20 protein-coding genes are annotated in these 25,336 nt (G+C 72.3%); 15 read left to right on the forward strand and 5 right to left on the reverse strand.

Annotation, left to right across the window (positions count from 1 at the left end):
* Positions 1-123 precede the first annotated feature (123 nt).
* Together OG587_RS09180 and OG587_RS09185 are read left to right on the forward strand one after the other, a co-directional pair.
* Complete coding sequence (locus OG587_RS09180) at positions 124-930, forward strand: SDR family NAD(P)-dependent oxidoreductase (RefSeq protein ID WP_329093792.1); 807 nt, start codon at positions 124-126, stop codon at positions 928-930.
* Positions 931-1,114: 184 nt separating this feature from the next.
* Entirely contained in the window at positions 1,115-2,143 is a 1,029-nt protein-coding gene (locus OG587_RS09185; RefSeq protein ID WP_329088694.1) for an acyltransferase family protein, read from the forward strand.
* A 170-nt stretch (positions 2,144-2,313) separates the two neighbouring features.
* Here OG587_RS09185 and OG587_RS09190 read toward each other — a convergent pair whose 3' ends face one another.
* Positions 2,314-4,323: an FAD/NAD(P)-binding protein gene (locus OG587_RS09190; protein WP_329088696.1), complete on the reverse strand. Its 2,010-nt coding sequence runs from the start codon at positions 4,321-4,323 to the stop codon at positions 2,314-2,316.
* An 897-nt stretch (positions 4,324-5,220) separates the two neighbouring features.
* On the opposite strand from OG587_RS09190, the gene OG587_RS09195 reads away from it, so the two are divergent.
* Positions 5,221-5,493 carry a GlsB/YeaQ/YmgE family stress response membrane protein gene (locus OG587_RS09195; RefSeq protein ID WP_329088698.1) on the forward strand — a complete coding sequence of 91 codons (273 nt, stop codon included), beginning with the start codon at positions 5,221-5,223 and terminating at the stop codon, positions 5,491-5,493.
* 272 nt (positions 5,494-5,765) lie between these two features.
* Here OG587_RS09195 and OG587_RS09200 read toward each other — a convergent pair whose 3' ends face one another.
* On the reverse strand, positions 5,766-6,719 hold the full coding sequence (locus OG587_RS09200) for a GlxA family transcriptional regulator (RefSeq protein WP_443075611.1): 954 nt from the start codon (positions 6,717-6,719) through the stop codon (positions 5,766-5,768).
* Between the two features lie 180 nt (positions 6,720-6,899).
* Here OG587_RS09200 and OG587_RS09205 point away from each other — a divergent pair, with 180 nt between their 5' ends.
* Together OG587_RS09205 and OG587_RS09210 are read left to right on the forward strand one after the other, a co-directional pair.
* Positions 6,900-7,853, forward strand: a complete 954-nt coding sequence (locus tag OG587_RS09205) for an NAD(P)-dependent oxidoreductase (RefSeq protein ID WP_329088703.1) — start codon at positions 6,900-6,902, stop codon at positions 7,851-7,853.
* Positions 7,850-8,431: a hypothetical protein gene (locus OG587_RS09210; RefSeq protein ID WP_329088705.1), complete on the forward strand. Its 582-nt coding sequence runs from the start codon at positions 7,850-7,852 to the stop codon at positions 8,429-8,431. Before OG587_RS09205 ends, OG587_RS09210 begins: the two co-directional genes overlap by 4 nt.
* 263 nt (positions 8,432-8,694) lie before the next feature.
* Here OG587_RS09210 and OG587_RS09215 read toward each other — a convergent pair whose 3' ends face one another.
* Both OG587_RS09215 and OG587_RS09220 read right to left on the reverse strand, forming a co-directional pair.
* Positions 8,695-9,357, reverse strand: coding sequence for a hypothetical protein (locus OG587_RS09215; protein ID WP_329088708.1), 663 nt, complete (start codon positions 9,355-9,357; stop codon positions 8,695-8,697).
* Positions 9,354-10,004 (reverse strand): RNA polymerase sigma factor, encoded by a 651-nt coding sequence (locus OG587_RS09220; RefSeq protein ID WP_329088710.1) that lies wholly within the window; start codon positions 10,002-10,004, stop codon positions 9,354-9,356. The genes OG587_RS09215 and OG587_RS09220 overlap by 4 nt, the downstream gene beginning before the upstream one ends.
* Positions 10,005-10,168: 164 nt before the next feature.
* Between OG587_RS09220 and OG587_RS09225 the strand changes: the two genes are divergently transcribed.
* Both OG587_RS09225 and OG587_RS09230 read left to right on the forward strand, forming a co-directional pair.
* Positions 10,169-10,756, forward strand: coding sequence for an ArsR/SmtB family transcription factor (locus OG587_RS09225; protein WP_329088713.1), 588 nt, complete (start codon positions 10,169-10,171; stop codon positions 10,754-10,756).
* A 125-nt stretch (positions 10,757-10,881) separates the two neighbouring features.
* Positions 10,882-11,478, forward strand: coding sequence for a dihydrofolate reductase family protein (locus OG587_RS09230; protein WP_329088715.1), 597 nt, complete (start codon positions 10,882-10,884; stop codon positions 11,476-11,478).
* A gap of 19 nt (positions 11,479-11,497) precedes the next feature.
* On the opposite strand, the gene OG587_RS09235 is transcribed toward OG587_RS09230, so the two are convergent.
* Entirely contained in the window at positions 11,498-12,391 is an 894-nt protein-coding gene (locus tag OG587_RS09235) for an aldo/keto reductase (protein ID WP_329088717.1), read from the reverse strand.
* Between the two features lie 305 nt (positions 12,392-12,696).
* Between OG587_RS09235 and OG587_RS09240 the strand changes: the two genes are divergently transcribed.
* The 8 genes from OG587_RS09240 (at position 12,697) to OG587_RS09275 (ending at position 25,217) form a co-directional block, all read left to right on the forward strand.
* Positions 12,697-15,804, forward strand: coding sequence for a helix-turn-helix transcriptional regulator (locus OG587_RS09240; RefSeq protein WP_329088719.1), 3,108 nt, complete (start codon positions 12,697-12,699; stop codon positions 15,802-15,804).
* Positions 15,805-16,144: 340 nt separating this feature from the next.
* Positions 16,145-19,009, forward strand: coding sequence for a class IV lanthionine synthetase LanL (gene lanL, locus OG587_RS09245; RefSeq protein WP_329088721.1), 2,865 nt, complete (start codon positions 16,145-16,147; stop codon positions 19,007-19,009).
* Positions 19,006-20,790 (forward strand): alpha/beta hydrolase family protein, encoded by a 1,785-nt coding sequence (locus OG587_RS09250; RefSeq protein WP_329088723.1) that lies wholly within the window; start codon positions 19,006-19,008, stop codon positions 20,788-20,790. Before lanL ends, OG587_RS09250 begins: the two co-directional genes overlap by 4 nt.
* Positions 20,791-20,871: 81 nt before the next feature.
* A complete protein-coding gene (locus OG587_RS09255; RefSeq protein ID WP_329088725.1) occupies positions 20,872-21,030 on the forward strand; it encodes a hypothetical protein in 159 nt (52 codons plus the stop codon).
* A gap of 56 nt (positions 21,031-21,086) precedes the next feature.
* Positions 21,087-21,242, forward strand: a complete 156-nt coding sequence (locus tag OG587_RS09260) for a hypothetical protein (RefSeq protein WP_329088728.1) — start codon at positions 21,087-21,089, stop codon at positions 21,240-21,242.
* A gap of 86 nt (positions 21,243-21,328) precedes the next feature.
* Positions 21,329-21,484, forward strand: coding sequence for an ALQxL family class IV lanthipeptide (locus OG587_RS09265; protein ID WP_329088729.1), 156 nt, complete (start codon positions 21,329-21,331; stop codon positions 21,482-21,484).
* 111 nt (positions 21,485-21,595) lie between these two features.
* Complete coding sequence (locus OG587_RS09270; RefSeq protein WP_329088731.1) at positions 21,596-23,464, forward strand: ABC transporter ATP-binding protein; 1,869 nt, start codon at positions 21,596-21,598, stop codon at positions 23,462-23,464.
* The gene (locus tag OG587_RS09275) at positions 23,457-25,217 is read left to right on the forward strand and encodes an ABC transporter ATP-binding protein (RefSeq protein WP_329088733.1); all 1,761 of its coding nucleotides are present in this window, start codon (positions 23,457-23,459) and stop codon (positions 25,215-25,217) included. Before OG587_RS09270 ends, OG587_RS09275 begins: the two co-directional genes overlap by 8 nt.
* Positions 25,218-25,336: the final 119 nt, after the last annotated feature.

Consider the following 25,336-nt stretch of genomic DNA (forward strand, 5'->3'; position numbering starts at 1 on the left):
CATGTCCACTCGTCCCAACCTCTGAGCGTGTGGAGGCTCGTGCCGGTTTAGGGATGGATACGCCTCCGGAAGATCGCACAGGAGACTAGCACCGAATAAGGTTTTTGCGCAGTGGAGGATCTGATGATTAGTGTGATTACCGGGGCTAGTGCCGGAATTGGCGAAGCTGCGGCGGTAGAGCTCGCGAGACGCGGGCAGACGGTAGTTCTGGTCGGCCGTAATCCCGACAAGACAGCTCGGGTAGCGGAAAGGGTGCGAGAGGTCTCCGGGGTACTTCCGGATACGTTTACGTGCGATTACACCCTTTTGGATGATGTGCGTAGTTTGGGGGCTGAACTCCTGTCCCGCTACGACCGGATCGACGTGCTCGTCAACAACGCGGGCGTCATGACCACCAGGCGCACGCTCACGCGCGACGGTCACGAGACGATGATCCAGGTCAACCACCTGGCTCCCTTCCTGCTGACGAACCTGCTGCTCGAACGGGTCGTGGGGCGGGTGATCACCACGACCTCCAGGGCGGGCAAGACCGGGGGCCTCGACCCGTCCGACCTCGACCGCGAGCGGCGGCGCTGGAGCGGCTGGCTCCAGTACGGGGACTCCAAACAGGCGGGCGCCCTGTTCACGGTGGAGCTGGCCCGCCGCCTTCAGGGCACCGGGGTGACCGCGACCTGCTTCCATCCGGGCGTGATCAAGACCGAGTTCGCCCCGTCGACGTTCATGATGTGGATGGTGAAGAACGTTCCCGGCATGGGCCAGACCGTCGAGGAGGGGGCGAGCACCATGGTCCACCTCGCCACCCATCAGGACGGCGCAGCCCATCCGGGCCGCTACTTCGCCAAGAGCGCCCCCGCGGCCGTTCCCAAAAGGATGACCGACCCCGCGCTGGCCCGCGCCCTCTGGGACGCCAGCGCCGCCGCCGTCGCGTAACCGCCCGCGGGCCGTACGGCGGCGTTGCCCGCGCGGGTACCCGCGCGGGCAACGTGCCGTGGTCGCGACCGCGACGGGCGGTCGTACGGCGGGTGGGCGGTCGTACGGTTTCGCAGCGGGGATTTCCCCGCGCGTCACCGGGCGTTCGCCGGGCGTTGGGCGGGTCCGGTTACCGTCCGGGGCTGTGAGCGTCGCAACCCCGCTGCGGGCCGTCCTGCCGCCCGCCGCGGCCAGGGACCCGTTCTTCGACAACGCCAAGTTCCTCGCGATCACCCTGGTCGTGTCCGGCCACCTGATCGAGGACCTGCGGGACGTTCCGGCCGCGCACGCCGCCTACTTCTTCGTGTACACGTTCCACATGCCGCTGTTCATCGTGCTCAGCGGCTACCTGTCACGAAATTTCACCTTCTCGTCGGGCAAGGCGCGCAAGCTGATCAGCACCCTCGCCGTCCCGTACGTGATCTTCGAGCTGATCTACTCGCTGCCCCGCCTCTTCCTGTACGGCAAGCTCGACATCAGCCTCCTCGACCCGTACTACCTGACCTGGTTCCTGATGTCGCTGTTCCTGTGGCGGCTGTCCACGCCGGTCTGGCAGCAGCTGCGGTGGCCGCTGGTGGTCGCGGTCGGGCTGTCGCTGCTGTCGGGGATGAGCAACCTCCCCGACGAGCTGTCGATGAACCGCACCCTCGGCCTGCTCCCGTTCTACGTGCTCGGGCTCATGCTGCGGCCCGAGCACTTCGAGTGGCTCAGGAGGCGGTGGGTCCGGGTCGCGGGCGCGGTCATCCTGGTCGCCGGCGCGGTCCTGGCGTTCGCCGTGCACACCTCCGTGAAGACCGAGTGGATCCGCTGGCGGCACGCCAACGACGTGATCGGGGTGGACGACCTCACCGGCAGCCTGATCCGCCTGGGCATGTTGACCGCGGGGGCGCTGCTCGTCGCCGCGTTCCTGGCGATCACCCCGTCCAGGCGCACCTGGTACTCCGGGCTCGGCATGGCGACCATGTACGCCTACCTCCTCCACGGCCTGGTGGTGAAGGTCGCCGAGCGGTTCTACGGCGACTGGTCGCAGACCCTGCCGGGGGTGGCGGCCGTGGCTCTCCTCGGGGTCGGGCTCGCCGCCCTGCTGTGCACGGCGCCGGTGCGGCGCGTCACCCACTGGGCGGTCGAGCCCAGCATGAGCTGGGCCTTCACCAGACTGAGAAAGCCGGGCTGAGCAAACCGGGCTGAGCAAACCGGGCTGAGCAAACCGGGCTGAGAAACCGGGCTGAGAAACCGGGCTGAGAAAACCGGATTGGGCGGCCCGTCCTGTCGCCGGGTCAGGTCAAGAACGGGACCGTCCTGTCGCGGAATCAGGCCAGGAGCGGGGCCGTCCGGTCACGGGAGTCAGGCCAGGAGCGGCCCGCGGGAGGGGCGCGCGGGCCCGCTCCCGAGCTCCTCGACCGCGCGGTAGGCGGCGGTGACCGCCGCGTCGGCGCGGGCGGCGGGAACGGAGTCGGAGTTGGCGATCGCGATCCGGCCGTGCGTTCTGCGGGCGACGGCCGCCGGGGGCTGCCCGTCGGGGTAGAAGTCGAGGTCCCACGGGGTGGCGTACTCCGGCGCGTAGCCGTGTCCCCACCGGTTGACCGTGATCGCCTCGATGTCGCGGGCCGCGTCGAAGCCTCCCGGCCCGAGCAGCCGGGTGAGCTGGTCGCGGATGCTGTACTCCAGGTGCTCGTACGGCGTCTCGATCAGGGCGTACCGCCCGGCGACCGAGCCGTGCGCGGGTGACAGTCCGGGGGTGACGGGGGTGCCGACCAGGTGCGCGGTGATCGGCTCCTCGGGCCTCCTCGGGCACCGGTGGCCGCCGGTGTCGGCCGGGTCGTCGAGCTCGGCCACGCACCAGCGGGCGCCGGTGAACCGGGCGCGCCTGATCCCCATCCTCCGCCAGGCCCGCCAGTCGCGGAGCTGGACGGTCGCGTACAGCAGGGGCACCTTGACCGCCCGTCGCAGGGCCGCCTGTTGCGCGGGCGGTAGGTCGTCGACCAGGTAGGGGATCATCGAGTTCCAGCAGGCCATGATCACGCCGCCCGCCCGTACGGTCCTCACCCGCTCGCCGTCGAAGTAGCCGACGGTGGCGCCGACGGCCGTGTCGGGAAGGCCGTCGTTGGCGGCCGAGACCACCGGGCTGGACAGGCGTACGCGGACCCGGTTGCCCGGCCGGTCGAGCACGCCGTAGTCGAAGCTCGCGGTGGTGACGTCCCGCGCGCCGCAGGCCGTGGCGAAGCCGGGGATCATCCGGGCGGCGATCATCCGGACGATCGCCTGGTTGCCCTCGGGGAAGCGGCAGGCGCGCGGTTCGCCCGCGTCCCACTCCTTGATCACGGTCGGGGAGTTGTACCTGGACGGCTTGGACCTGTCGAGCCCGAGCCCCTGGAACCCCGCGTACCGGTGCTCGTCGGCGCTTCCCCAGGCGTCGATCGCGCCGAAGGCGTCGGAGCCGTAGCCCCACTCCTCGCTCGGCATGGTCCTGACGAACGCCGGCACGTCCGGGTGGACCCCGCAGACGTCCCTGAGGAAACCCGAGTAGGTCAGCCGGGCCAGCCGCGCCTGTTTCTCCTCGGCGGACAGGCCGGGGAACCAGTCGGGCGGGTCGCCGTACAGCATGAGCAGGTCCCTCCTGGCCCGCTCCGCGACGGGCAGCTCGGCGATCCACCGGGGGGCGCTCTTGCCGGGCGTGAGCACGACCAACCTCTCCTTGGAGAAGGTCTCCCGGTCGCAGAAGACGCTGTCGTGCATCCCCAGGCTCGCGTACAGCCCCCGGCCGGAGGACTCCGCGAGCCTCTCGGGGCGGATGCCCAGCTTGGCGAGCAGGTCCTTGCCCTCCGGGGTCCACGCCGACGGGCGCTCCATCGACCGCGAGCCGCCGTACGCGACCAGCGGCCCCTTCCCGGCCGCCGGGCGGAACTCGTTGCGTAAGGCGTGCCCGCCGATGTCGTCGTGGTTGTCGAGGATCAGGATCCGCGCGCCGGGGTCGCGCTCCAGCCACCGGTGGGCCGCGCTGAGACCGCTGATCCCCGCGCCCACCACGACCAGGTCGTAGTGCTCGCCGGTGGGCTCCGGGGCGCCCGCGTACGGCCAGAACCGTTGGTCGCGGAGGGCGTGGGGCACGCTCAGCGCCTCCGCGGTGTCGCCGCGCAGCCCCGTGCGGGACGGCGGATAGGACATGTCCGGCGAAAGCTCCAGATCCTCCGGGCGTGCGGGACGGGCGTCTCCCCCGTCGGCCCCGGGCAGCGAGCATGCCGCCGCGATCCCGGTGGCCGTGATCACCCCATCGAAGAAGTCCCGGCGGGAGATGGGCCGGTCCATGCCGAGTTCCAGGGCCTTACGTGGATTGATCTCGTGAGGATCTGTCATGGGGCGATCATCACGATGTGAATGGATCGGCGGGGCTGCCTCGCTGCGTTTTCGGGAAGTTTTTACCCACGCCATTAACGCACTGTCATGATATTTCCCATATAGGGGTTATCTCATGGTCATGAGGAATCAAAGGGAGTGAGGGGGTGATATGGCATTGGCGGTACGCTGACCCGTCCGGTCCGGGGGAAGGGGCCCTCGCCGCGAGCGCCCGGATGCGCACCACTCCGCGGCCAACCGTCCTTACCTGCTGCTCCATCCCTTTCCGCCCGTCCGGCCCCGGAAGTCGCCGAGCGAAGGCGTGCCGTGACGATTGTCGCGACAATGCCCGTCCGCGTGAAGGGAACCGGGAGGATCGGCGCCGGAAGTCCGGCCTCCCCGTGCCGCCGGACGGCGTGTGGTTAAGCGGGGCATGCCGGGTCTGGACCCTTATTCGGCCCCCCTTTTCGCGGCCGGTAAGGAAAGTGTCGCGCGGAAGGTAACCGGGGCCGCGACACCGGAAAGAGGCGCGCGGAACGAGATCCGGGGAAAGCGACGAGCGAAGTGGTGGCACCGGGAAAAGGGGCCGGGTAAAGCGGTTCCCAAGGGGGCGAGGAGCTGCTCGCCGGAGCCCTCATCCCCGGCGGTACCGGGTCTGTGCTCCTGCGATCCCTCCCGGACGGCGTCGCTCCCCGCGTCGGGAACACCGGGACGGCCCCCGATTCCCCGCCACCGGCACCGGTGCGCCCGGCCTTCGAACCCCGGTCGGAACCGATTCGCGGCCCCCTTGCGACGTGTCCCGTACGAGCTCAGGACGTGTCCGTACGAGCGGCCACCAATTTCGGGTCACCCCGTTATGTGTTGTTCCTCTTTCCCAGGGCATACGCCTGGCAGCTGAGCAGACAGGGAGCGTGGAACATGACAGTCACCGGCATCATTACCGCCATCGTCATCGGCGCCATCATCGGTGCCCTGGGTCGGCTCGTCGTGCCCGGCAAGCAGGGCATCCCGATCTGGCTGACCATCGTGATCGGTATCGTCGCCGCACTCATCGGCACCGCGATCGCCGGAGCCCTGGGGGTCTCCGCCACGTCCGGTATCGACTGGATCGAGCTGATCATCCAGATCGCCCTGGCCGCAGTCGGCGTCATCCTGGCGGTGAGCCTGTACGGCAGGCGAGGCGTCCGCTAGCCCGTGACCCGAGGTGGCCGGGTTCCGCGAGGAGATCCCGAGGAACCCGGAGACCACCGCCCCGGGCACCCATGACGGCCCCGCCCCGGATCTTTCCGGGGCGGGGCCGTCGTCGTGCGCGTCACCGTCATCCCGAGAACCGAGAACCGAGAACCCCATCCCGAAAACCGAGAAGACCGCCTCGCCCCCCTGTACCGAACCGGCCCCGAACGCGGCCCCACCGGAGGGGTGACGCTCACCCGGACACGCGGTCTTGCCCGGACGGCCGACGGTCAGTCCTGACCGTTCCCCGCCGGGGAGGCCGAGGGGAAGGCGCGCCGGTAGTCGGTGGGCGACACCCCCATGTGGAGTGCGAAGTGGTGGCGGAGGTTGTTCGCGGTGCCGAGCCCGCTGTGCTCGCTGACCTTGTCGATCGGCAGATCCGTCGACTCCAGCAGGCTCTGCGCGCGGGAGAGTCGCTGGTTGAGCAGCCATCTCATCGGGGTGGTCCCGGTGGCGGCACGCAGATGCCGGTGGAAGGTGCGCTGGCTCATCCCGGCACGTTCGGCCAGCGCGTCGACCGTGAGCGGGCGGTCGAGGTTCTCCACGGCCCAGTGCAGCACGGGAGCGATGCCGTCGTCGTCGGTCACGGGCACGACCTGCTCCACGAACTGGGCCTGGCCGCCGGGCCGGTGCGCGGGGACCACCATGAGACGGGCCAGCTGGTTGGCCACCCGCGCGCCGAGATCGCGCCGGACCAGGTGCAGGCACAGGTCGAGCCCACCGCTGAGACCGGCGCTGGTGAGCACGTCGCCGTCGTCGACGTACAGCACCGACTCGTCGACCCGCACCTTCGGATAGCGCCTGGCCAGGGTGGGGATGTGCGACCAGTGGGCGGTGGCGCGACGGCCGTCCAGGAGCCCGGCGGCGGCGAGCGCGAAGGCGCCGTTGCACAGGGAGACCATGCGCGCGCCGGCGGCGGCGGCCCGGCGGAGCGCCCGGAGCAGCTCTTCCGGGAGTTCCAGGTCACCGTCGATGCAGGCCTCGGGCACCGCGGGAACGATCACGGTGTCGGCGTCGGCCAGGCGGTCCATCCCGTGGGGGGTGTTCAGGACGAAGCCGGGTCCGCTGAGCGCGGTGCCCGCCTGCATGCCGCACAGCCACAGGTCGTACCACGGGTCCGCCAGGTCGGTGTGGGGCACGCCGAAGACCGTGCAGGCGATGCCCAACTCGTACATGTCCCACATCGGGATGGATTCGTCGTTGATCACGGCCAGGGCGACGGAACCGGCTCTCATGTTCGTCATCCTATGGCGGGAATTTGGTGTATGTCGTCAGTCCTGCCACTTTCGGGCCATGGCGGGCACTGCGAGGCTGATCGCGGTCCGGAGCCACCGGTGCCATGTCAGCGAACGGGGAACGAGCGGATGACTCGCACGACGAGCAATGACAGAACCGACGGCCGTCCTGCGGTGACGGTGATCGGACTGGGCCTGATGGGCCGGGCCCTGGCCGGCGCCCTCCTGGCCGGGGGCCACCCGACGACGGTGTGGAACCGTACCCGCGACAAGGCCGGCGAACTGGTCGCCGCCGGAGCGGTCGAGGCGGCCACGGTAAAGGAGGCGGTCGCGGCGAGCCCGTTGGTGATCGTCTGCGTACGGGACTACGACGCCGTGCGCGAGATCCTCGACCCGGCGGGCGACGCCCTGTCCGGCCGCGTCCTGGTGAACCTCACGTCCGGTTCCTCGGACGAGGCCCGCGAGATGGCCGGGTGGGCGGACGACCGCGACGCCGGGTATCTGGACGGGGCGATCATGATGACGCCGCCGGGCATCGGCACCCCCGAGGCCGTCATCCTGTACGGCGGGCCCCACGAGATCTTCACGGCGCACCGGCCCACGCTGGAGCTGCTCGGGGGCGGGACCACCCACCTGAGCGCCGACACGGGCATCCCGTCGCTGTACGACGTGGCCCTGCTCGGCATCATGTGGGGGACCTTCAACAGCTTCATGCACGCCGTGGCGCTGGTCGGCACCGAGAAGATCACGGCGACGACGTTCCTGCCGTACGCGACCGGCTGGCTCACCGGCGTGGCCTCGTTCATGACGGAGTACGCCCATCAGATCGACGCGGGCGAGTATCTGGCCACCGACGCCACGCTCGAAACCCAGCTGCCCCCGGTCGAACACCTCGTCCACGAGAGCCGGGCCCGGGGCGTCGACGCCGCGATGCCCGAGTACACCAGGACCCTCATCAAGGAGGCGATCGCCGGGGGCCACGCGCTCGACAGCTACGCGCGCATCGTCGAGCACTTCAGGGGCGCCCCTTCCCCGAGCGTCGCCGCCGCGCCCCTCGTCATGAGCGAGGATCGCCGCTCGTGACGAACCCCTGGCCACGCCTTGTCGGCGAGGCCACCGCCGAATGCGTGTCCGTGCTGGGCAAGGGGGTCGGGCACGACTGGTCCCGTGGCGCAGGGGACCTGGAGTGGGACTGCCGGAAGACTCTGGACCACATCGCCCTCGGCGTGGTCGGGTACGCCGGACTGCTCATCGCCCAGCCGACCGACCGCTACATCACCCTGTTCGCCTCGCTCGACGAACGGGCGCCCATCCCCGCGTGTCTGGAAGGCATCCGGATCGCGGGGACCATCCTCGCCTCCGCCGTCCGCGAATCCGGGCCCGAAGTACGCGCCTGGCATCCGTGGGGACACTCGGACGGCCCGGGATTCGCCGCCATGGGCGTCGTCGAACTGGTCGTCCACAGCCACGACATCGCGCGTGCCTTCGACCTCGCCTGGACCCCGCCGGACGACCTGTGCGCCCCCGCGGTCGAGCGGCTCTTTCCCGGTGCTCCGGACGGTCACGGCGCCTCCGACACGCTGCTGTGGTGCACGGGCCGCATCCCTCTTCCCGGTCTCGGCCGCAGAACGCGGTGGCAGTGGGACGGAACCGTCCGCTGACGCCCTGACCGGCGCGCGGGAGACGCCCGTGAAACCGGGACGTGCCAGGACCGGCCCGCTCGGTTCCTCTCCGGGTCCACCGGTGGAAACCGGGGCCGGACTTTCGTCTCCGAGGAAGGCGTGGCGGTGCTCCGGGTCCGTGTCGTACCCGCTGCCCCACAGCCTCGAACGACCCGGATGGCCGACCTCCGCCAGGGCCTCCAGAGGTGCGGCGGGAGCCCCGTGGGGATGGCCCGGCTCCGCCGCACCTGTGGAGGGGGTGGTCAGTCCCCCTTGGGCGGGCCGAGCGGGGCCTCGGTGCTGTCGACCAGCACGCAGTCGGCCACGGGGCCGTTGGAAACGCGCGCCCAGATGCCGGCGACCGCCATCCGCGGCTGCTCGGAGACGCTGAACTCCAGCACCGCGACCTGGCCGTCCCCGACGGCCCTGGGGTCGATCGTGAAGCCGGACTCCTGGGTCTCCGGTCCCGGCCAGACGGTGAGGGAAGGCTCCTCCTTGGGCAGGAAGCTCTGGCTGCGGGGCTGCGGGCTGCACTTCTTGCCCCTGGGGATGTAGTCGACGACCGCGTTGAGACCCATGTCCCGCAGGTCCGCCTGCAGGCTCTTGGGGTCCCTGGCCTCGTTGATGGTGATGAAGATGGTGCCGTCGTCGTTCTTGGAGACGGCGTGGGCCGCACCGCCGCCGAGGGCCGGCGGGGCGGCGACCGCCACGGCGGCGGCGACGGCGAGCAGGGGGACCAGGAGGGCAGGGCGCGGCAGCCGCCACTTCGGCCCGGCGGGCTGGGCGTCCTGGTGGATCTCGGTCATCAAGAACTCCTTGAGCGGTCGGCGACGGCCCGCCGGAAGATCCCGCTCCACCGGGACCGGCAGCAGCCGGGCCAGCTCCTCGATCTGATCGTGATCGGCCTGGGGCTTGGGGACATTCACAGGTGCTTCTCCCGAACGAGCCGGACCGCGTTGTCGCGGTCACCGTTTACCTGTCTGGACCGCGCCCGCGGTTCCCGACTCTCTCCCGTCGCCGTCGCCGTCGCCGTCGCCGTGTTCGTGTTCGTGTTCGTGGCGAGCCTCCGCAATCTCCTCCGCGCCCGCGAGAGCCGGGAGCGGATCGTGCCCACCGGTACGCCGAGGGCCTCAGCCGCCTCGGCGTACCCGAGCCCGGCCCACACGCACAGCGCGAGCACCTCCCGCTCCGGCCTGCGCAGCGCGTCCAGGGCCGCCCGCACGGAGGCCAGCAGCTCGTCGTCGTCGACTCGGCCCGCCACCTCCTCGGCGATGTCGGGCACCGCCTCGCCCGGAGGCAGCCTGGCCAGCGCGTCCGCGTGCCGCCGGGAGGCGCGGTTGACGTTGCGGGCCACGTTGGTCGCGACACCCAGCAGCCAGGGCCGCAGCGAGCCGCCGTCCGCGTCGACCCTGCCCCGCAGCCGCCACGCCTCAAGGAAGGTGAGGGACACCACGTCCTCGGCGGCCGACCAGTCGCCGGTCAGCCGGAAAGCGTGGTTGTAGACCGAACGCGCGTGGTCGTCGAACAGCCGGCTGAAGGCATCCGGATCCCCGGCGCGTACCCGGGCACGCATAGTCGTTTCCACACACATGTACTGTCCGCCCGAACCCGCCGGTTCCTGGATTCAGGACATCATGCCCATATGCCGTGCGGCCCCGGCCGACGGTCAACGCGACCCGCGGTTCCGGAAAATAAGACTTTCTTGACAATATAATTTGTCGGAAGTAGTCTGCGGACATGCAGGACATCGCCGTGATCGAGGACCCGGCCGCAGCCGAGGCCTCGCTGGACCCCATCCGGGCCCGGCTGCTGGCCGAGCTGAGCGAGCCCGGATCCGCGACCATGCTGGCCGCCAAGGTCGGCCTGCCCCGGCAGAAGGTCAACTACCACCTGAAGACGCTTGAGGCGCACGGGCTCGTCGAGATGATCGAGGAGCGGCGCAAGGGCAACGTCAACGAGCGCATCATGCGCGCGACCGCGGCCTCCTACGTGATCTCCCCGACCGCGCTGGCGTCCGTCGAGCCCGACCCGGCCCGTTCCCCCGACCAGCTGTCGGCGAGCTGGCTGCTGGCGGTCGCGGCCCGGCTGGTCCGCGACGTCGGGGCGCTCCTCACCGGCGCCGCCAAGGCGCGCAAGCGCGTCGCGACCTTCGCGATCGACGGCGAGGTGCGCTTCGCCTCGGCCGCCGACCGGGCCGCGTTCGCCGGGGAGCTCGCCGGTGCCGTCACGGCCCTGGTGTCCAAGTACCACGACGAGTCCGCCGAGAACGGCCGCGACCACCGGATCGTCGTCGCCCTGCATCCGAGCGTGAAAGAAGCGGGCTGACGCATCAGGCCGGCCGCGCGGGACGCCCGGCGGCCTGACCGGTTCGTGGTGGTCCGGACGCGCACGTGCTCGTCCGGACCGGTGACGCCACCCCTCAGAACACACCCCCCAGAGGAGCGGATTCCATGCGCATCATGATCATCGAGTTCATCAGCCTGGACGGCGTCGTGCAGGCGCCGGGCGGAGCCGAGGAGGACACCGACGGCGGCTTCGCCCACGGCGGCTGGTCCCACCCGTTCTTCGACCCCGACGTGGTCGGCGGCGCCTTCGACGGCGCGCTGATCGGGACCGAGGCACTGCTGTTCGGGCGCCGCACGTGGCAGAACATGGCCGCGGCGTGGCCCGAGCGGGCCGGTGACCCGTTCGCCGACCAGATGAACGCCCTCCCGAAGTACGTCGTGTCCCGGACGCTGGGCGACGACGAGCTGACGTGGAACAACACCACGCGCATCCCTGGCGGCGAGGCCGTCGCCCACATCCGGAAACTGCGCGAGACCGACGGCGGCAACCTGCTGGTCATGGGGAGCCCCATGCTCGCGCGCACCCTCCTGGGCGAGGGCCTGGTCGACGAGCTCCGGCTCGTGGTCATGCCGGTGATCCTCGGCGGCGGGAAGAGCATCTTCCCCGCCGACGGCGCCCTGCGTGCGTTCGAGCTGGTCTCCACGACCACCAGCGACGCGGGCGCGTACCTGTGCACCTACCGGGCGGCCGGCGAGTCGTGATCACCTGACGTCCCGGTGGTCAGAAGGTGACCGGGGTCTCCCTTTCGAGGCGGGCGAGCTCGTCGTCCGAGAGCCGCAGCGCTCCGGCGGCCACGTTGGCGACCAGGTGGTCCGGATTTCCGGTGCCCGGGATGGCCAGCACATGCGGCCCGTGCCGCAGCGTCCACGCCAGCCGGACCTGCGCGGCCGTCGCCCCATGGGCGCGCGCGACGGCGAGGACCGCCTCGTCGTCGGCGCCGCTCGCGCCCGCCTCGCGCCCCTCCCCGGCGATCGCGAAGAACGGCACGAACGCGATGCCCTGCTCGCCGCAGGCGCGCAGGAACCCGCGACGCTCGGGGCTCGCACCGAGGCCGTACCTGTTCTGCACGCAGACCACCGGGGCGATGGCGAGGGCCTCGGCGAGGTGCTTGGGCCTGACGTTGGAGATGCCCAGGTGGCGGATGAGCCCGGCGTCGCGCAGCTCGGCCAGCGCGCCGAAGCGCTCGGCGATCGAGTCGGGCCCGTGGACGCGCAGGTTCACCACGTCGAGGTGGTCGCGGCCGAGCTGGCGGAGGTTCTCCTCGACCTGGCCGCGCAGTTGCCCCGGCCCGGCCGGCGGCAGCCACGCGCCCGAGGGGTCCTTGCCCGGCCCGACCTTCGTGGTGATGACCAGGTCGTCGGGGTACGGGGCCAGCGCCCGGTTGATCAGCTCGTTGGCGGAACGCAGCGGCGAGAAGTAGAACGCGGCGGTGTCGATGTGGTTCACCCCGAGCTCGACCGCGCGGCGCAGCACGGCGATCGCCCGGTCACGATCGCTCGGCGTGCCGTCGGCGTTCGCCGTCAGCCGCATCGCGCCGAACCCGATCCGGTTGACCGTCAGGTCACCGAGCTCCCAGGTGCCCGCCACCGCCGCCGTGATGCTCTCCGAGTCCATGAGCGAAGTCTGTCACCACCCTCAGGACACCCGGAGACGGCGACCCGCGGGCGCGGATCTCCGCCAGACCGAAGCCCTTCGAACGGCTCGCCGGCGGGTCCGGTCCGCACTCTCGCCCGGAGCGGGTGGCCTCCGGCCAGGTAGGACGCGGCGATGTCCCGAATCCTATGAATCCTGTCGGTGGATACGTTTACCGTCCTCGGTGAGTGCAGATGATTCGATCATCCTGAAGCGCTTCAGTCGGCGACGGCAAAAGTCGGCTGACGGCTGCGGGAACCCGCCGGACACTGTCGGGAAGGGCATACATGTGCGCAGCACCATCGCATACAGGACTGGTCGGGCGAGACGCGGAGATCGCGCGCATCGAGGACGCGCTGAAGGCTCTCGCCGAGGGCCGGAGCACGGTGCTGGAGATCACCGGTAATCCGGGGATCGGCAAGACGAGGCTGCTGGGCGTCCTGAGGACGCGAGCGGCCGACAGCGGGATCCAGGTGCTGCACGCTCATGCCGTACGGGGCACGAAGATGGCCCTGCAGGTGTTCATGGACGCCTGGGGCGACCAGCCCGGCATCGAGATCCCCCGGATCCCGAAGCGGGACCGGGAACCGGTTCCGTGGCACACGCTGGGCTTCACCCCCACGCGCATCTTCCGGCTGGGCGTTCTCGTCCGCGAGCTGCTCGCGAACTGGGTGTCCGGCTCCGGCGGCGTGCTGATACTGGACGACCTGCACCTGTGCGACGAGGAGTCCGCGCGGCTCGCGGCCCACCTTGTTCGTACTCCCGTGCAGGGCCCCTTCCTGCTCGCCGTGGCCCACTGCCCCCGGCGGACCCCGTCCATGCTGCTGCAGGCGCTGGACCACGGCGCGCAGGCCGGGACCGTGATCCGCGTCGAACCGGGTCCGCTGGACACCGGAGCGGTGGCCGCCCTCGTCGAGGGCCGCCGACCGGTCGGCGGCCTACCGGCAGTCTTCCCGGTGGCCGGCGGCGGTGCGAGGCCCGCCGGATTCCAGTGGCGCGACGATCCCCGCGAGTACGCCGATCCCCGCGAGTACGTCGACCCTCGCGAATACGTCGACCCTCGCGAGTACGCCGACCGGCTGCGGGTCGCCGCCTGTGGCAATCCCCGCAACGTGCGCATCCTTCTCGCGGCGGGCTGGGATCCCGACCTCTGGCCGGACCAGCCGGGGACCGACAGGAACGGCCTGCTCCGCGAGTCGGTGGAGCTGGTCGTGGAGGTCGACGCGCTCACACCCGACGCCGGTCTGGTCGTCGAGGCGGCCGCCGTGCTGGCCACCCCGTTCAGCCTGGAGGACGTCGCCGAGGTCTCCGGTCTCGGCCTGGAACGGACCCTGCCGGCGCTCACCGAGCTCACCCGGGGCGACATCGTGCGGCCGTTCGCGTCGGGCCAGCGCTTCGCCGTACGCCACCCCCTGCTGGGACACGTCATCTACGAGCGCGCCGATCTCTCGTTCAGGTTGTCGGCCCACCGCCGGGCGCTGGACCTGCTCACCGCGCGGGGGGCCTCCGCCGTGGCGCGGGCGAGGCACGCCGAGCACGTCCTGGGCGCGGGCGAGCCCCTGGCGCTGCGGACGCTGGTCGAGGGGGCGGAGGAGGCCGTCGCCGAGGCGCCGTTCACCGCGGCGCGCTGGTTGCGCCTGGCTTCCGAAGCCCTGCCGGGCACGGAGCGGCCGAACACGTTCCGCGTCATCCTGACGCTCGCCCGTTGCCGCGCCCTGATCGCCGCCGGGCAGTTCAGGGATGCCCGGGACCTGGTTCACGAGGTGCTGCGCGACGACCGCGAGCTCCCCGTGGACCTCCGCCTGAAGGCTCACGCCGTCTGTTCCGACGTGGAGCGGCTGCTGGGCCGGTACGACGAGGCGGAGGCGGTGGCGCACACCGCGCTTGAGGCGCTGCCGCGCCCGCTGCCCGACCCGCTTCCCGCCGGGACCGCCGACCTGACGTTCAAGTACGGGCTGGTGCACATGGTGCGCGGGACCTTCCGGCAGGCGCGCCCGCTGGTCCGCGAGGTCGCGTGGTCTGCGGGGTCCGCGGGGTCCGCAGCGGGAGAAACGTGGGGAGGAACGGATGGAGAAGCGGACGGAAAGGCGGAGGGGAAGAGCGACGCCGCGATGTTCGGCCTGCGGATTCTCTCCGCGTTCGGCGACACCTGCATCGGCGAGGTCGACACCGCGGTGCCCGAACTGGCTCGGTGCGTCCGGCTGGTCGACGGGCTGCCCGACGCCGCGGTGGCGCGCGTTCCCGAGGCACTCGCCATGGTCGGCTGCTCGGAGATCTATCTGGAGCGATTCGCGGACGCCTTCAGGCACCTGCACCGGGGACTGAGAGGTCCGAGCGGTGGCGCGCAGCAGCACGTCGTGGTGCACTGCCTGCTCGCGCTCTCCATCCTTCACCAGTGGACCGGCCAGCTGGAGCAGGCCCGGCAGCGGGCGCTGGAGGTGGAACGGCTCGCCCACGGCATCGGGGCGGACAACGCGGTGGGACTGGCCATGGCGATGCGGGCCGGGGCCCTGATGTGGGCACGGGGGCGGCGGGACACCGCCGAGATCGTCGCGCTCGCCGAGGAGGGGGTGCGCAGGACCCTGCCCGTCCGGGGCTGGTGGGCGGGCACCGCGGTCGGGTTGCTGGCCCAGATACGCCTGATGGACGGAGACGCCTCCGGGTGCGTGCGGGTTCTGCTGGAGGAGGGCGGCGGCGAGGGACTGCCGCTGCTCCAGCCGATCTTCCGTCCTTCGATGCTGGCGCTGCTGTCGACGGCCGCGTCCCGGTGCGGGGAGCGTGACCTGGCCCGGCGCTCGGCCGACGGCGCGGACGCCGACGCCGAGCGGTTCGGGCTGCCCGCCCAGCGGGCGTACGCTCGCCGGGCTCAGGCCCTGGTCCATCTGACGGACGGCGGGCACGACGCGGCGGCCACGCTGTTCGAGCAGGCGGCCGAGGGCTTCCGCCGCGCGGGGCTGCCGGTGCAGCACGCGTGGACGCTGGTGGCCGGAGCCCGCTCGGCCGGGGCGGCCCGCGGGCCGGAGGTGGCGGCGGGCTGGCTGGAGGTGGCCGTGGCCGTCGCCGAGGGCTGCGGGGCGGTGCGTGTGTGCGAGGAGGCGTCGCGCGTACGCGAGGAGGAGCCGCGGGTGCGGAGCGCGTCGGAGGTCCGTGAGGAGAGCGCGCCGCCCACCGGCGCGCCCGGCGCCCTTGGGCTGCTCACCGGCCGGGAGTGGGAGATCGCCCGTCTCGCGGCGATGGGCAAGCGTTCGCGGGAGATCGCTGAGGAGCTCTTCCTCAGCCCCAGGACGGTGGAGACCCATCTCGCCCGGATCTACCGGAAGCTACAGGTCTCCTCCCGCGTCGCCCTGGCGAGTGCCATCGGCCAGGGCGAGATCCCCGGCACGACGGACCGCTGACCACTAACCGCTGACCACTGGCTGCCGGCCATTGACCGATGCCTGTCGGCCACTGACCGGCTGACCGCTCCATGAGGCGTCCGCCCGGCTGCGTCTCCACAGACCCCACGTGGCTATTTTCAGCACCAATGCACGTAATGCTCTGTGAGATTGAGTTATCGACACCGAATGCGTGGCCAAAAAGAGGTTACGTACACCGAATACGTAGTTCAACGGACGACGTGGATTCGCGTCTCTGTGAAGGTCAACTCCTGCCGGCTCGTTCGGAGTTCGCTCCGGGACGGCCCGCTGCGCCGCCACGTCGTGGCGGAACCGCGAGGCGATATCGACGGGAGTTGCCATGCCGATCGGCGAGAAGGGGATCCTCCCCGCCGCTGACTTCCCCCTCCAGGGACTCGTGCGATTGGTTCTTTCCGACCAGGGCGCGGACGACTGGGAGATGGTCGAGGACGACTTCTGGTGCCGCGTCACCCCGCCGGAGGTCCCCTCCCGCGTTCAGGGCTGGAAGCTGCACGTCTCCGCCACCCCGCTGTCCGCCCCCGAGGTGCTCCACCGGGCGGCGCGCGTGCTCGTCCATCACGGATGCTCGTTCAAGTTCGCGGCCCGCGCGGAATACGTCGAGGATCTGACCTCCGCCCGGTACGACCGGGCGCAGTGCGGCAAGTTCATCACCGCCTACCCCCGCGACGACGATCACTTCCGCGTGCTGGCGGAGGCGCTCGACCTGGCGACGGCCGGGCTGCCCGGTCCCGCGATCCTCTCCGACCGGCCGTACCGCAAGGGGAGCGTCGTCCACTACCGCTACGGCGCGTTCAGGGGCGTGCCGCACGTGAGCCACGAGGGTGTGCGGGAGGCGCGGCTGCGCGCGCCGGACGGCACCACGGTCGAGGACGCGCGCAAGCCGTGGTTCTGCCCGCCCCCGTGGGCCACGCTGCCGATTCCCGGGCCCGAGGGCAGGGCGGACGCGGCGTCCGCCAAGCCGAAGCAGGTCCTCCTGCGCGACAGGTACGTGGTCAGCGAGGCGATCCGGCACTCCGCGCGCGGCGGCGTCTACCGCGCCCTCGACCGTGAGACGGACCAGGACGTCGTGATCAAGCAGGCTCGCGCGCACGTCGGCGGCGGGCTCACCGGGCGCGACGCCCGCGACGGGCTGCGCGACGAGGCGGCGGCGCTGACCGCGCTCTCCGGCCTGGGCCCCGAACTGGTCGAGGTGTTCGAGCAGGACGACCACGTCTTCCTCGTCGAGACCGTGGTCCCGGGTCTCACGCTGACGCACTGGGTGCAGCGGTGCTTCGGCGAGCTGGAGGACCGTGACCTCGGCCTGCCCGCCGAGGACGTCCTCGCCATGGCGGCGAGCCTGGCCGGCCTGGTCGCCGAAGTCCACGACCGGGGACTGGTGTACCGGGATTTCAGCCCCAACAACGTGATGGTCACCCCCGAGGGCGAGCTGCGGCTGATCGACCCGGAGTTCGTCACCACGGCCGGGCGGTGGGGGCGACGTGCCTACACCCCGGGCTACGGGGCGCCGGAGTACGCGGCCGCCGAGCTCTACGGGCCCGCCCCCGGCCAGTCCGCCGATCTCTTCTCCCTCGGGGCGATGCTGTTCTACCTGGTGACCGGCCTCAACGCCGCCTTCGCCGCCGACCGGCCGGAGCCCCGGCCGGCCGTCGAACGGTTGGACGCCCTGCTGTCCCCGATCGGCGGGAACAACCACTCCGCGCGGCTGCTGGCCCCGGCGATCCGCGGCCTGTGCGCGCAGGATCCGCTGCGGCGCTGGTCGCTGGAGCGGTTGGCGGCGTTCCTCGCCGATCCGGAGTCCCCGTCCCCGGAGTCCCCGGAGCCCTCGCTCACCGGCGCCTCGTCAACCGGGCCGTCCACACCGGCCCCGCCGTCCCCGTCCACCGGCACTCCGCTCGCCGTCGCGGAGCCGTCGCCGCTCCCGGCCGGTGACCCCTCGTTCGTCCGGCTCGGCCGGGCACTCCAGGAACGGATGATCGACGACGGCCTGGGGCACGTCCTCGCCACGATGGCAGGGAAGGGCGCCGGCCGGTTGTGGCCGAGCACGCCGTTCGGCACGGGCACCGACGCGTGCGCCGTGCAGCACGGCGCGGCCGGGGTCCTCGGCGTTCTCACCCGGGCGGCCGGGGTTCTCGGCCGAGACGACCTGCGCGCGGCGACCGCCCGCGTGGCGGCCTGGATCGACGCGAGCCACACCGCCGCGCCGAGCGTGCTGCCCGGCCTGTACTTCGGCCGGGCGGGAACCACGTGGACCCTGTACGACGCGGCCGGGTACCTGGGGGACGACGACCTCGCGGAGAAGGCCGTACGGCTCGCGCTGGAGCTGCCGGTGCGCTGGCCCAACCCGGATCTCTTCCACGGCGCCGCGGGGGCGGGCCTGACCCAGCTCCACTTCTGGCGGGAGACCGGGCGGCAGGAGTTCCTCGACCGGGTCGCCGACTGCGCGGACGGCCTGCTGGCCGCGGCCGGGCACGCCGACGACGGCGTGTTCTGGCAGGTCCCCCCGGACTTCGACTCCATGCTGGCGGGCATCACCCACCTCGGGTTCGCCCACGGAGTCGCCGGGGTGGGCACGTTCCTGCTGGGCGCCGCCGAGGCGACCGGCCGGGAGGATTATCTCGACACGGCCCGTGCCGCCGGCCGGACCCTCGCGGACGCGGCCGAGCACGGTCCCTGGGGCGCGCGCTGGCGCACCGACCGAGGGGGCGGTCAGGGCGAGGGCATGCTCTACAACCTGTGCAACGGGGCCTCGGGCGTCGGCACGTTCCTGCTCAGGCTCTGGCGCGCCACCGGCGACCCCGTCGCCCTCGAGCTGGCCGAGGGGGCGGCGAGCGCGGTCTACCGGATCCGCTGGAGCAGCGGTTCCGCCATGTGCCACGGGCTGGCCGGCAATGGCGAGTTCCTGCTCGACATGGCGGACGCGGTCGGCGGGCCCTACCATGGCTGGGCCGAGGAGCTGGCGGCGTGCCTGCACGCCAGGCACGCTCTGCGCGACGGGCGGATGGTCGTGCCGGACGAGTCGGGCACGCAGGTCACCGTGGACTACGGCGTCGGCCTGACCGGCGTCGTCGGGTTCCTGCTGCGCCTGCGGCACGGCGGGCCGCGCATGCTGACGGCCGACGCCGGGTGGCCGGGATCCCTGGCGGGCGCGCACTCGGCCGCCGACCTCGTGGGCGGGCTGCGATGACCGGCCCGCCGATCATGTCGCGCGGCGGCGCGAGGTTCTCCACGGGAGGGACGCGCGCGGCCTGCCTGGCGTCCGACGACCGGGAGACCCCGTACGTCGAGGGCTGGGAACTGACCGGCGGCGGACCACGGGTGACGCTGCGCGCCGAACTCACCGGCGAGTCCGCGATGGCCCAGATCGTCGTCCTAGAGGACGGCGGGCTGGTGCTCGCCTGGCACGAGCCGGGGCGCCAGGTGGTCCGGCTGTTCGGCCCGGACGGGCGGGGGCGCACGATCGGCACCGTCGAGGGGTCGCTGCGGCTGCTGCCCGGTCCCGGCCGTCCGGGATGGCTCGCGACCGCGGTCGGCGTCGAGGCGGACGGATCCTCGGTCGTCCATCGGCTGACCGGGGAGGACCCCTGGCTGGAGCCGGTGGCGCGCGTCCCCGGCCGCCTGGGCGGCGCGGTGTTCCACGACGGGCGGATCGTCGCCACCGCGATCCTCGACGGCACGCCCACGCCGGTCACCGTCGACCCCGGCACCGGGACGACCGGCCCGTTCCTCGATCCGCCGGTGGACGGGGCCTGCCATGTCCTGCTGGCCGGTGCCGGCCGGGTCCTGCTCGCGGTCGAGACCGGAGCCGGGCCGCGGCTGGGCCTGGTCGAGTCGCGCGAGCCCGGCCCCGTACGCCTCCTGGAGGGGCTCGACGGGCTGCCCGGCGTGATCGCGCCGGTCGCGCTGGACCCGGCCGGTAGGAGCCTGGCGTTCGCCGTCACCCGAGGTGCCCGGTCGGAGCTCGCGCTGTACGACATCGAGGCGGAGACGCTCCGGTGGATCGCCGTGCCGCCGGGAAAGATCTCTCCCCCCGCGGTGTGGACCGGCCACGGGCTGTGGTTCCCGTTCTCCCCGTCGGCGCGGCCGACGGCCTTCGGCTGGCTGCCGCCGGGAGAGGCGGACGTCCGGATGGGCGAGGAGCCGGAGCCGGTCCGGGAGCCCGCCCGGTGGCAGGCCAGGCTGGAGACGTTCCGGGGACCGGCGGGACCGGTCGAGGCGGTGGTGCACGGTCCGGACTGGCGGGCCGGCGGCCGAGTGGTGGTGGCCCTGCACGGCGGCCCCGACCGGCACTGGAGCCTCGCGTTCGACGGGTTCTTCCAGATGCTCGCCGACGCGGGCCTGACCGTGGTCGCGCCCAACCAGCGCGGCAGCACCGGATACGGCAGGGCGCACGCGGAGGCCATCGTCGGCGCCTGGGGCGGTCCCGACCTCGACGACATCCGCGCCCTGTGCGGGACCCTCACCGCCGGGCGGCCTTCCGGCGCGGAGCCGCCCGCGCTCTACGGCAGCAGCTACGGCGGGTTCCTCGCGCTGCTCGCCGCCGCCGCCGATCCCGGCGCCTGGTCGGCCTGCGTGGCCGTGGCCCCGTTCCGCTCTGCCGCGTCGCTGTACGCGCAGGCTCCCCAGCCGGTGCGCAACCTCATCGACCGGCTGGGCGGCCTGGGCGAGGTGACCGACGCGCTGGGCCCCCGGGACCTGGCCTCGCTGGTCCCCCGTATCCGCGCGAGGGTGCTCATCGCCCACGGACTGCTGGACGAGACCATCCCGGTGACCCAGTCGCGCGAGCTGGTGGACCGGCTGATCTCCGCGGGACACCCGGACGTCACCTACCGCGAGCCCGCCAACCGCGGGCACATCGCGTTCGGAGCGCGGTCCGGCGACCCGCTGGCACGCGAGATCACCGCGTTCCTCACCCAAGACGGCCATCGGGTACGCGCCGCGGAGGCGGCGACGCCGATGGCGAGATGAGTCCACGGAGCGTGGACGGACGTTCCGCGCGGGTGCGCGTGAGGTACCGCCTCGCGACGGAACCACGCGAGAGGAGAGGAGGTGAGACGAATGGAACTCGAACTGGAGGCGCTGCAGCTGCTCAGCCCCATGGAGGAGGCGCTGGAGATCCCGGGGCCCGGCAACAACTGCGGGTGGACCTGCAAGGGATCGAGCTGCGAGGTGACCTGCTTCATTTCCTGTCTCGTCACCAACAACTGATCATCTCCGGGCCCGTCCCGGAGGCGACGACCGGTTTTCCGAGGGAGGTGAAAAAGATGGAACTGGACCTGGAATCACTGCAGATGCTCGAGGAGCGCTCCCTGTTCGTTCCCCCGGTGGACAACTCCAAGTGTCCCTTCACGTGCATGCTCAGCTGCCTGTTCTCGTGCGAGAAGAGCTGTGACATCACCGGGTGCGGCGGGACCTTCTAGCCGCACGGACACCTAGGCGCGGACCATCGTCCCGCACCCGTAGATGAGCGGGCTGTCCACATCATGATCGAAGGGAGGTGAGAAGTATGGAGCTGGACATCGAGGCGCTGCAAATGCTGCCGGACGATGAGTCGCGGCTGGAAAGGCCCATAGAGAACACCCCGGGCTGCCTGGTGACCTGCACCGCGAGCGGTGGGGGTGGCACCGGCTGCTGGTACACCTGCCACGTCACCGACCCCTGACCCGGGGCCGGCACACGTGATCTTTCGTCGCCGGGGGTGGGGAGTCGCCCGCCCCCGGCGACCATCCGATGGCACAGAGAAACTTCGACCCCGCGAGGAGAGCGTCCGGCGATGATCGAGCAGGAGGCGGTGAAGGTGCGCGGTGACGGGAGCCTGCGGCTGCTCGCGGCCACCGCGGCACGGGTGCGCGGCCGGTTGACGGTGGTCGTCGTGCTGCTGGTGGCGCGGGTGGGGGTGTCGCTGGCCGTGCCGGCTCTCCTCGCCACCGCGGTGCACGCGGCGCTGAACCGGGCCGACGTGGCCGGGGCGACGGCCACGCTGGGACTGTTCATCGCCGGGGGCGGGGTCCTTGAGGTCACGCTCGCCATGGTCGGCGTGTCCACCATGGGCGTGGCGGGCGTCTGGCTGCAGACCCGTACGGTGGGTCACCTACTGGCGCTGGGATCACGGTCGCCGCTGTCCCCGGGGGAGGCCACCGCCCGGGTGATGCAGGGCGCTCCCGGTGCGGCCGGCCTGCCGCTCACGGTGGCCGCCGCGGTGGTGTCCCTCATCGGCTCGGTGGTCGCGCTGGTGCTGCTCTGGTCGCTCGACTGGTCCGCCGGCCTCGTCTTCACGGTCTCGCTGCCCGTCGCGGTCCTGATCGCCAGGCGGTTCATCGGAGGGGCGACCACGGCGCAGACGCAGTACCTGCGGGCGCAGTCAGGCATCGCCGCGCGCCTGCTCTCCGCGCTCGCCGGGGCGCGCACGATCCAGGCGGCCGGCACGGTCTCCACCGAGACGGACCGGGTGCTCCGGTCGTTGCCCGAGATGTCGGCGTCCGGACGGGAGATGTGGAAGCTGCAGCGCGGCGCGGTGTGGCAGTTCAAACTGCTCACGCCGCTCACCCAGGTGGCCGTCCTGATGGTCGCCGGGCTGAGCGTGACCGGCGGCCGGATCGCCCCGGCCCAGCTGCTGGCCGTCGCAGGCTACCTGGGGATCGCCTCCGGGGCGCTGGGCCAGATCGACACGCTGCTGGAGATCGCGCAGGTCCGCGCGGGAACCCGCCGCCTGGCCGAGGTCCTTGCCCATCCGGAGCCCGTCGACGGCACCCGGCCCGGCCCGGTGCCGTCCGGTGAGGTGACCTTCCGCGACGTCACCGTGGCGCGCGACGGGGAACCGGTCCTGACGCACCTGTGTCTCGACGTTCCCGACGGGGCCGCGGTGGCGCTGGTCGGCCGCTCGGGAGTGGGCAAGAGCCTGGCCGCGGCGCTGATCGGACGGCTGGCCGACCCCGACGAGGGCGAGGTGGCCGTGGGCGGCGTGCCGGTCGCCGACCTGCGGCTGGCCGACCTCCGCCGCGACGTCGTGTACGCCTTCGAGCGTCCCTTCCTCGTGGGCGGCACGGTGCACGACGCGATCGCCTACGGACGCCCCGGCCTGTCCCGCGAGGACGTGGTCTCGGCCGCCGTGGCCGCGCGCGCCGACGCGTTCGTCCGGCGGCTGCCGGAGGGCTACGACACGCCGCTCGACCGGGCGCCCATGTCCGGCGGCGAGCGCCAGCGTCTCGGCCTGGCCCGCGCGCTGGTCCGTCCCGCCCGCGTGTACGTGCTCGACGACGCGACCTCCGGGCTGGACATGGTCACCGAGGCCGAGGTGAGCGAGGCGATCACCACGATGCTGGCCGGCCGGACCCGGCTGGTGGTCGCCCATCGGGCCGCCACCGCCGCCCGGTGCGACCTCGTCGCCTGGCTCGAGTCGGGCCGCGTCAGGGCGTTCGCCCCGCACGCCGAGCTGTGGAGTGACCCCGAGTACCGCGCGGTCTTCGGCCGCGACCCCGCCGAGGCCGACACCGAGGCCGACCCCGACACCGAGGCCGACCCCGACACCGAGGCCGACCCCGACACCGAGGCCGGCCCCGGCCCTGATGCGGAGGCCGAAGGCGACGCCCGTACCCGCACCCACACCCGTGACGAACCCATGCAGGAGGCGGCACATGCCTAGCACGACGGCGGCCCCGACGGCCCCGGCGCAGGCCCCGGACGGGCTGGGCCTGCTCAAGTCCGGGCTGCGTGGCAGCCGCACCCCGGCGACGCGGATCGCGGGCTGGTCGGTGCTGGAGGCGGCCCCGGCGCTGGTCTCCGGCTGGGCGACCGCCACCGCGCTGGACCAGGGCTTCCTGGCGGGCCGGCCGGGGACCGGCCTCGCCTGGCTCGCCCTGCTGGGCGTGCTGTACCTGGTACGGGCGGTGGCCGAGCGCGCGATGTTCCCGCATCTCGCCGACATCGTCGAACCCCTGCGAGACCACCTGGTGCGCCGCCTGGTCGAGGCCACCCTGGCAGGGGCGGCGGAGCGCGACCTGGCCGTCGACTCCGCCGGGGTGTCCCGGCTCACCCGCCAGGTCGAGTCGGTCCGCGGCCTGGTGGGAACCCTGCTGCGTACCGCGCGTCCGCTGGTGGTGACGCTGCTCGCGGCGATCGCCGGTCTGGTCACGCTCAACCCCGTCGCGGCCGTACTGGTGCTGCCGCCGCTCCTCGTCGCGCTCGCGGTCTTCCCGCTCTCGCTGCGCGCCGTGATGCGCCGCAGGCGGGAGGTGATCCTCGCGGAGGAGAGGGTGTCGGTGGAGATCGGCGCCGTACTCGGCGCGAGCCGCGACGTCGCCGCGCTCGGCGCCCAGGAGCACGCGGCCGGTGTGGCCGGCGAGGCCGCGCGGGGGTACATGGCGGCCAACGTCGCGGTGGCCCGCCTCGGTGTCCTGCGCGTGCTCATCGTCTTCCTGGGCGGCCACGTCCCGCTGCTGGCGCTGCTGGTGGCCGGTTCCCAGCTGGTCGGCGACGGGGGAATCACCGCGGGCGAGCTGGTGGGCGCCGTCACCTACGTGACCGGCTACCTGGTCCCCGCCCTGCAGTCGCTGACCGGTTCCGTGGGCGAGTACTGGGCCCAGCTCTCGACGACCCTCACGCGCCTGGCCGCGGCGACCGCCCCGGAACGGGTGCCGGAGTCCGCCGGGATCGAGGTCCTCGACGGGACCGGTCTGGAGGTCGACCGTCTCACCTTCGGGTACGGGCCGCACGCCGAACCCGTGCTGCGCGACCTGTCGCTGACCATCCCGCCCGGTGACCACCTGGCCGTCGTCGGCGCCAGCGGCATCGGCAAGTCGACCCTGGCAGCCCTGCTCGCCGGGCTGCGGACCCCCGACGAGGGAGGCGTCCGGATCGGCGGCGTGCCCGTCGGCGAGATCGGGCTACGCGTCCGGTCCGAGACGATCGCGTTCGTCCCGCAGGAGGCGTACGTCTTCGCCGGGACCGTGCGCGAGAACCTGTGCTACCTCAACCCGGCGGCCGGTGACGCCGACCTGGCGTCGGCGGCGCGGGCGCTGGGGGCGACGGAACTCGTCGAGCGGCTCGGCGGGTACGACGCGGAGATCGACGATCCCGCCACGCAGCTGTCCAGCGGCGAACGCCAGCTCCTCGTCCTGGTCAGGGTCCACCTGTCGCCCGCCGGGGTGGTGATCCTCGACGAGGCGACCTGCCACCTCGACCCGGTCGCCGAGGCGCGGGCGGAGGCGGCCTTCGCGGCCAGGCCCGGCACGCTCGTCGTCGTCGCGCACCGCCTCGCGTCCGCCTACCGCGCCCGCCGCGTCCTGCTCCTCGACGGATCGCGCGCCGACCTCGGCACCCACGCCGAACTGCTCGCGGGCAACCGCAAGTACGCCGACCTCGTAGGCCACTGGTCGCCCACCGGCCAGGAGCTGTAGCCCCGCCAATCGACAAAATGCCAGGGCGGCATGGTCGGGCCGCTCCGTTCGCCACCCCGCGCACCGGGTCCCGTGGACGCGCGGGTTCACCACGTCGAGGTGGTCGCGGAGGTTCTCCT

This window comes from Streptosporangium sp. NBC_01469 (genome assembly GCF_036227305.1).
In the GTDB taxonomy this organism is placed as follows: Bacteria; Actinomycetota; Actinomycetes; order Streptosporangiales; family Streptosporangiaceae; genus Streptosporangium.

Bases quoted from the DNA above. Each gene is read 5' to 3' on its own strand.
- OG587_RS09180 (WP_329093792.1), top strand. From the start codon at position 124: ATGATTAGTGTGATTACCGGGGCTAGTGCCGGAATTGGCGAAGCTGCG.
- OG587_RS09190 (WP_329088696.1), bottom strand. From the start codon at position 4,323: ATGACAGATCCTCACGAGATCAATCCACGTAAGGCCCTGGAACTCGGC.
- OG587_RS09195 (WP_329088698.1), top strand. From the start codon at position 5,221: ATGACAGTCACCGGCATCATTACCGCCATCGTCATCGGCGCCATCATC.
- OG587_RS09200 (WP_443075611.1), bottom strand. From the start codon at position 6,719: ATGTGGGACATGTACGAGTTGGGCATCGCCTGCACGGTCTTCGGCGTG.
- OG587_RS09205 (WP_329088703.1), top strand. From the start codon at position 6,900: ATGACTCGCACGACGAGCAATGACAGAACCGACGGCCGTCCTGCGGTG.
- OG587_RS09220 (WP_329088710.1), bottom strand. From the start codon at position 10,004: ATGCGTGCCCGGGTACGCGCCGGGGATCCGGATGCCTTCAGCCGGCTG.
- OG587_RS09225 (WP_329088713.1), top strand. From the start codon at position 10,169: ATGCAGGACATCGCCGTGATCGAGGACCCGGCCGCAGCCGAGGCCTCG.
- OG587_RS09230 (WP_329088715.1), top strand. From the start codon at position 10,882: ATGCGCATCATGATCATCGAGTTCATCAGCCTGGACGGCGTCGTGCAG.
- OG587_RS09235 (WP_329088717.1), bottom strand. From the start codon at position 12,391: ATGGACTCGGAGAGCATCACGGCGGCGGTGGCGGGCACCTGGGAGCTC.
- OG587_RS09240 (WP_329088719.1), top strand. From the start codon at position 12,697: ATGTGCGCAGCACCATCGCATACAGGACTGGTCGGGCGAGACGCGGAG.
- lanL (WP_329088721.1), top strand. From the start codon at position 16,145: ATGCCGATCGGCGAGAAGGGGATCCTCCCCGCCGCTGACTTCCCCCTC.
- OG587_RS09250 (WP_329088723.1), top strand. From the start codon at position 19,006: ATGACCGGCCCGCCGATCATGTCGCGCGGCGGCGCGAGGTTCTCCACG.
- OG587_RS09260 (WP_329088728.1), top strand. From the start codon at position 21,087: ATGGAACTGGACCTGGAATCACTGCAGATGCTCGAGGAGCGCTCCCTG.
- OG587_RS09265 (WP_329088729.1), top strand. From the start codon at position 21,329: ATGGAGCTGGACATCGAGGCGCTGCAAATGCTGCCGGACGATGAGTCG.
- OG587_RS09270 (WP_329088731.1), top strand. From the start codon at position 21,596: ATGATCGAGCAGGAGGCGGTGAAGGTGCGCGGTGACGGGAGCCTGCGG.
- OG587_RS09275 (WP_329088733.1), top strand. From the start codon at position 23,457: ATGCCTAGCACGACGGCGGCCCCGACGGCCCCGGCGCAGGCCCCGGAC.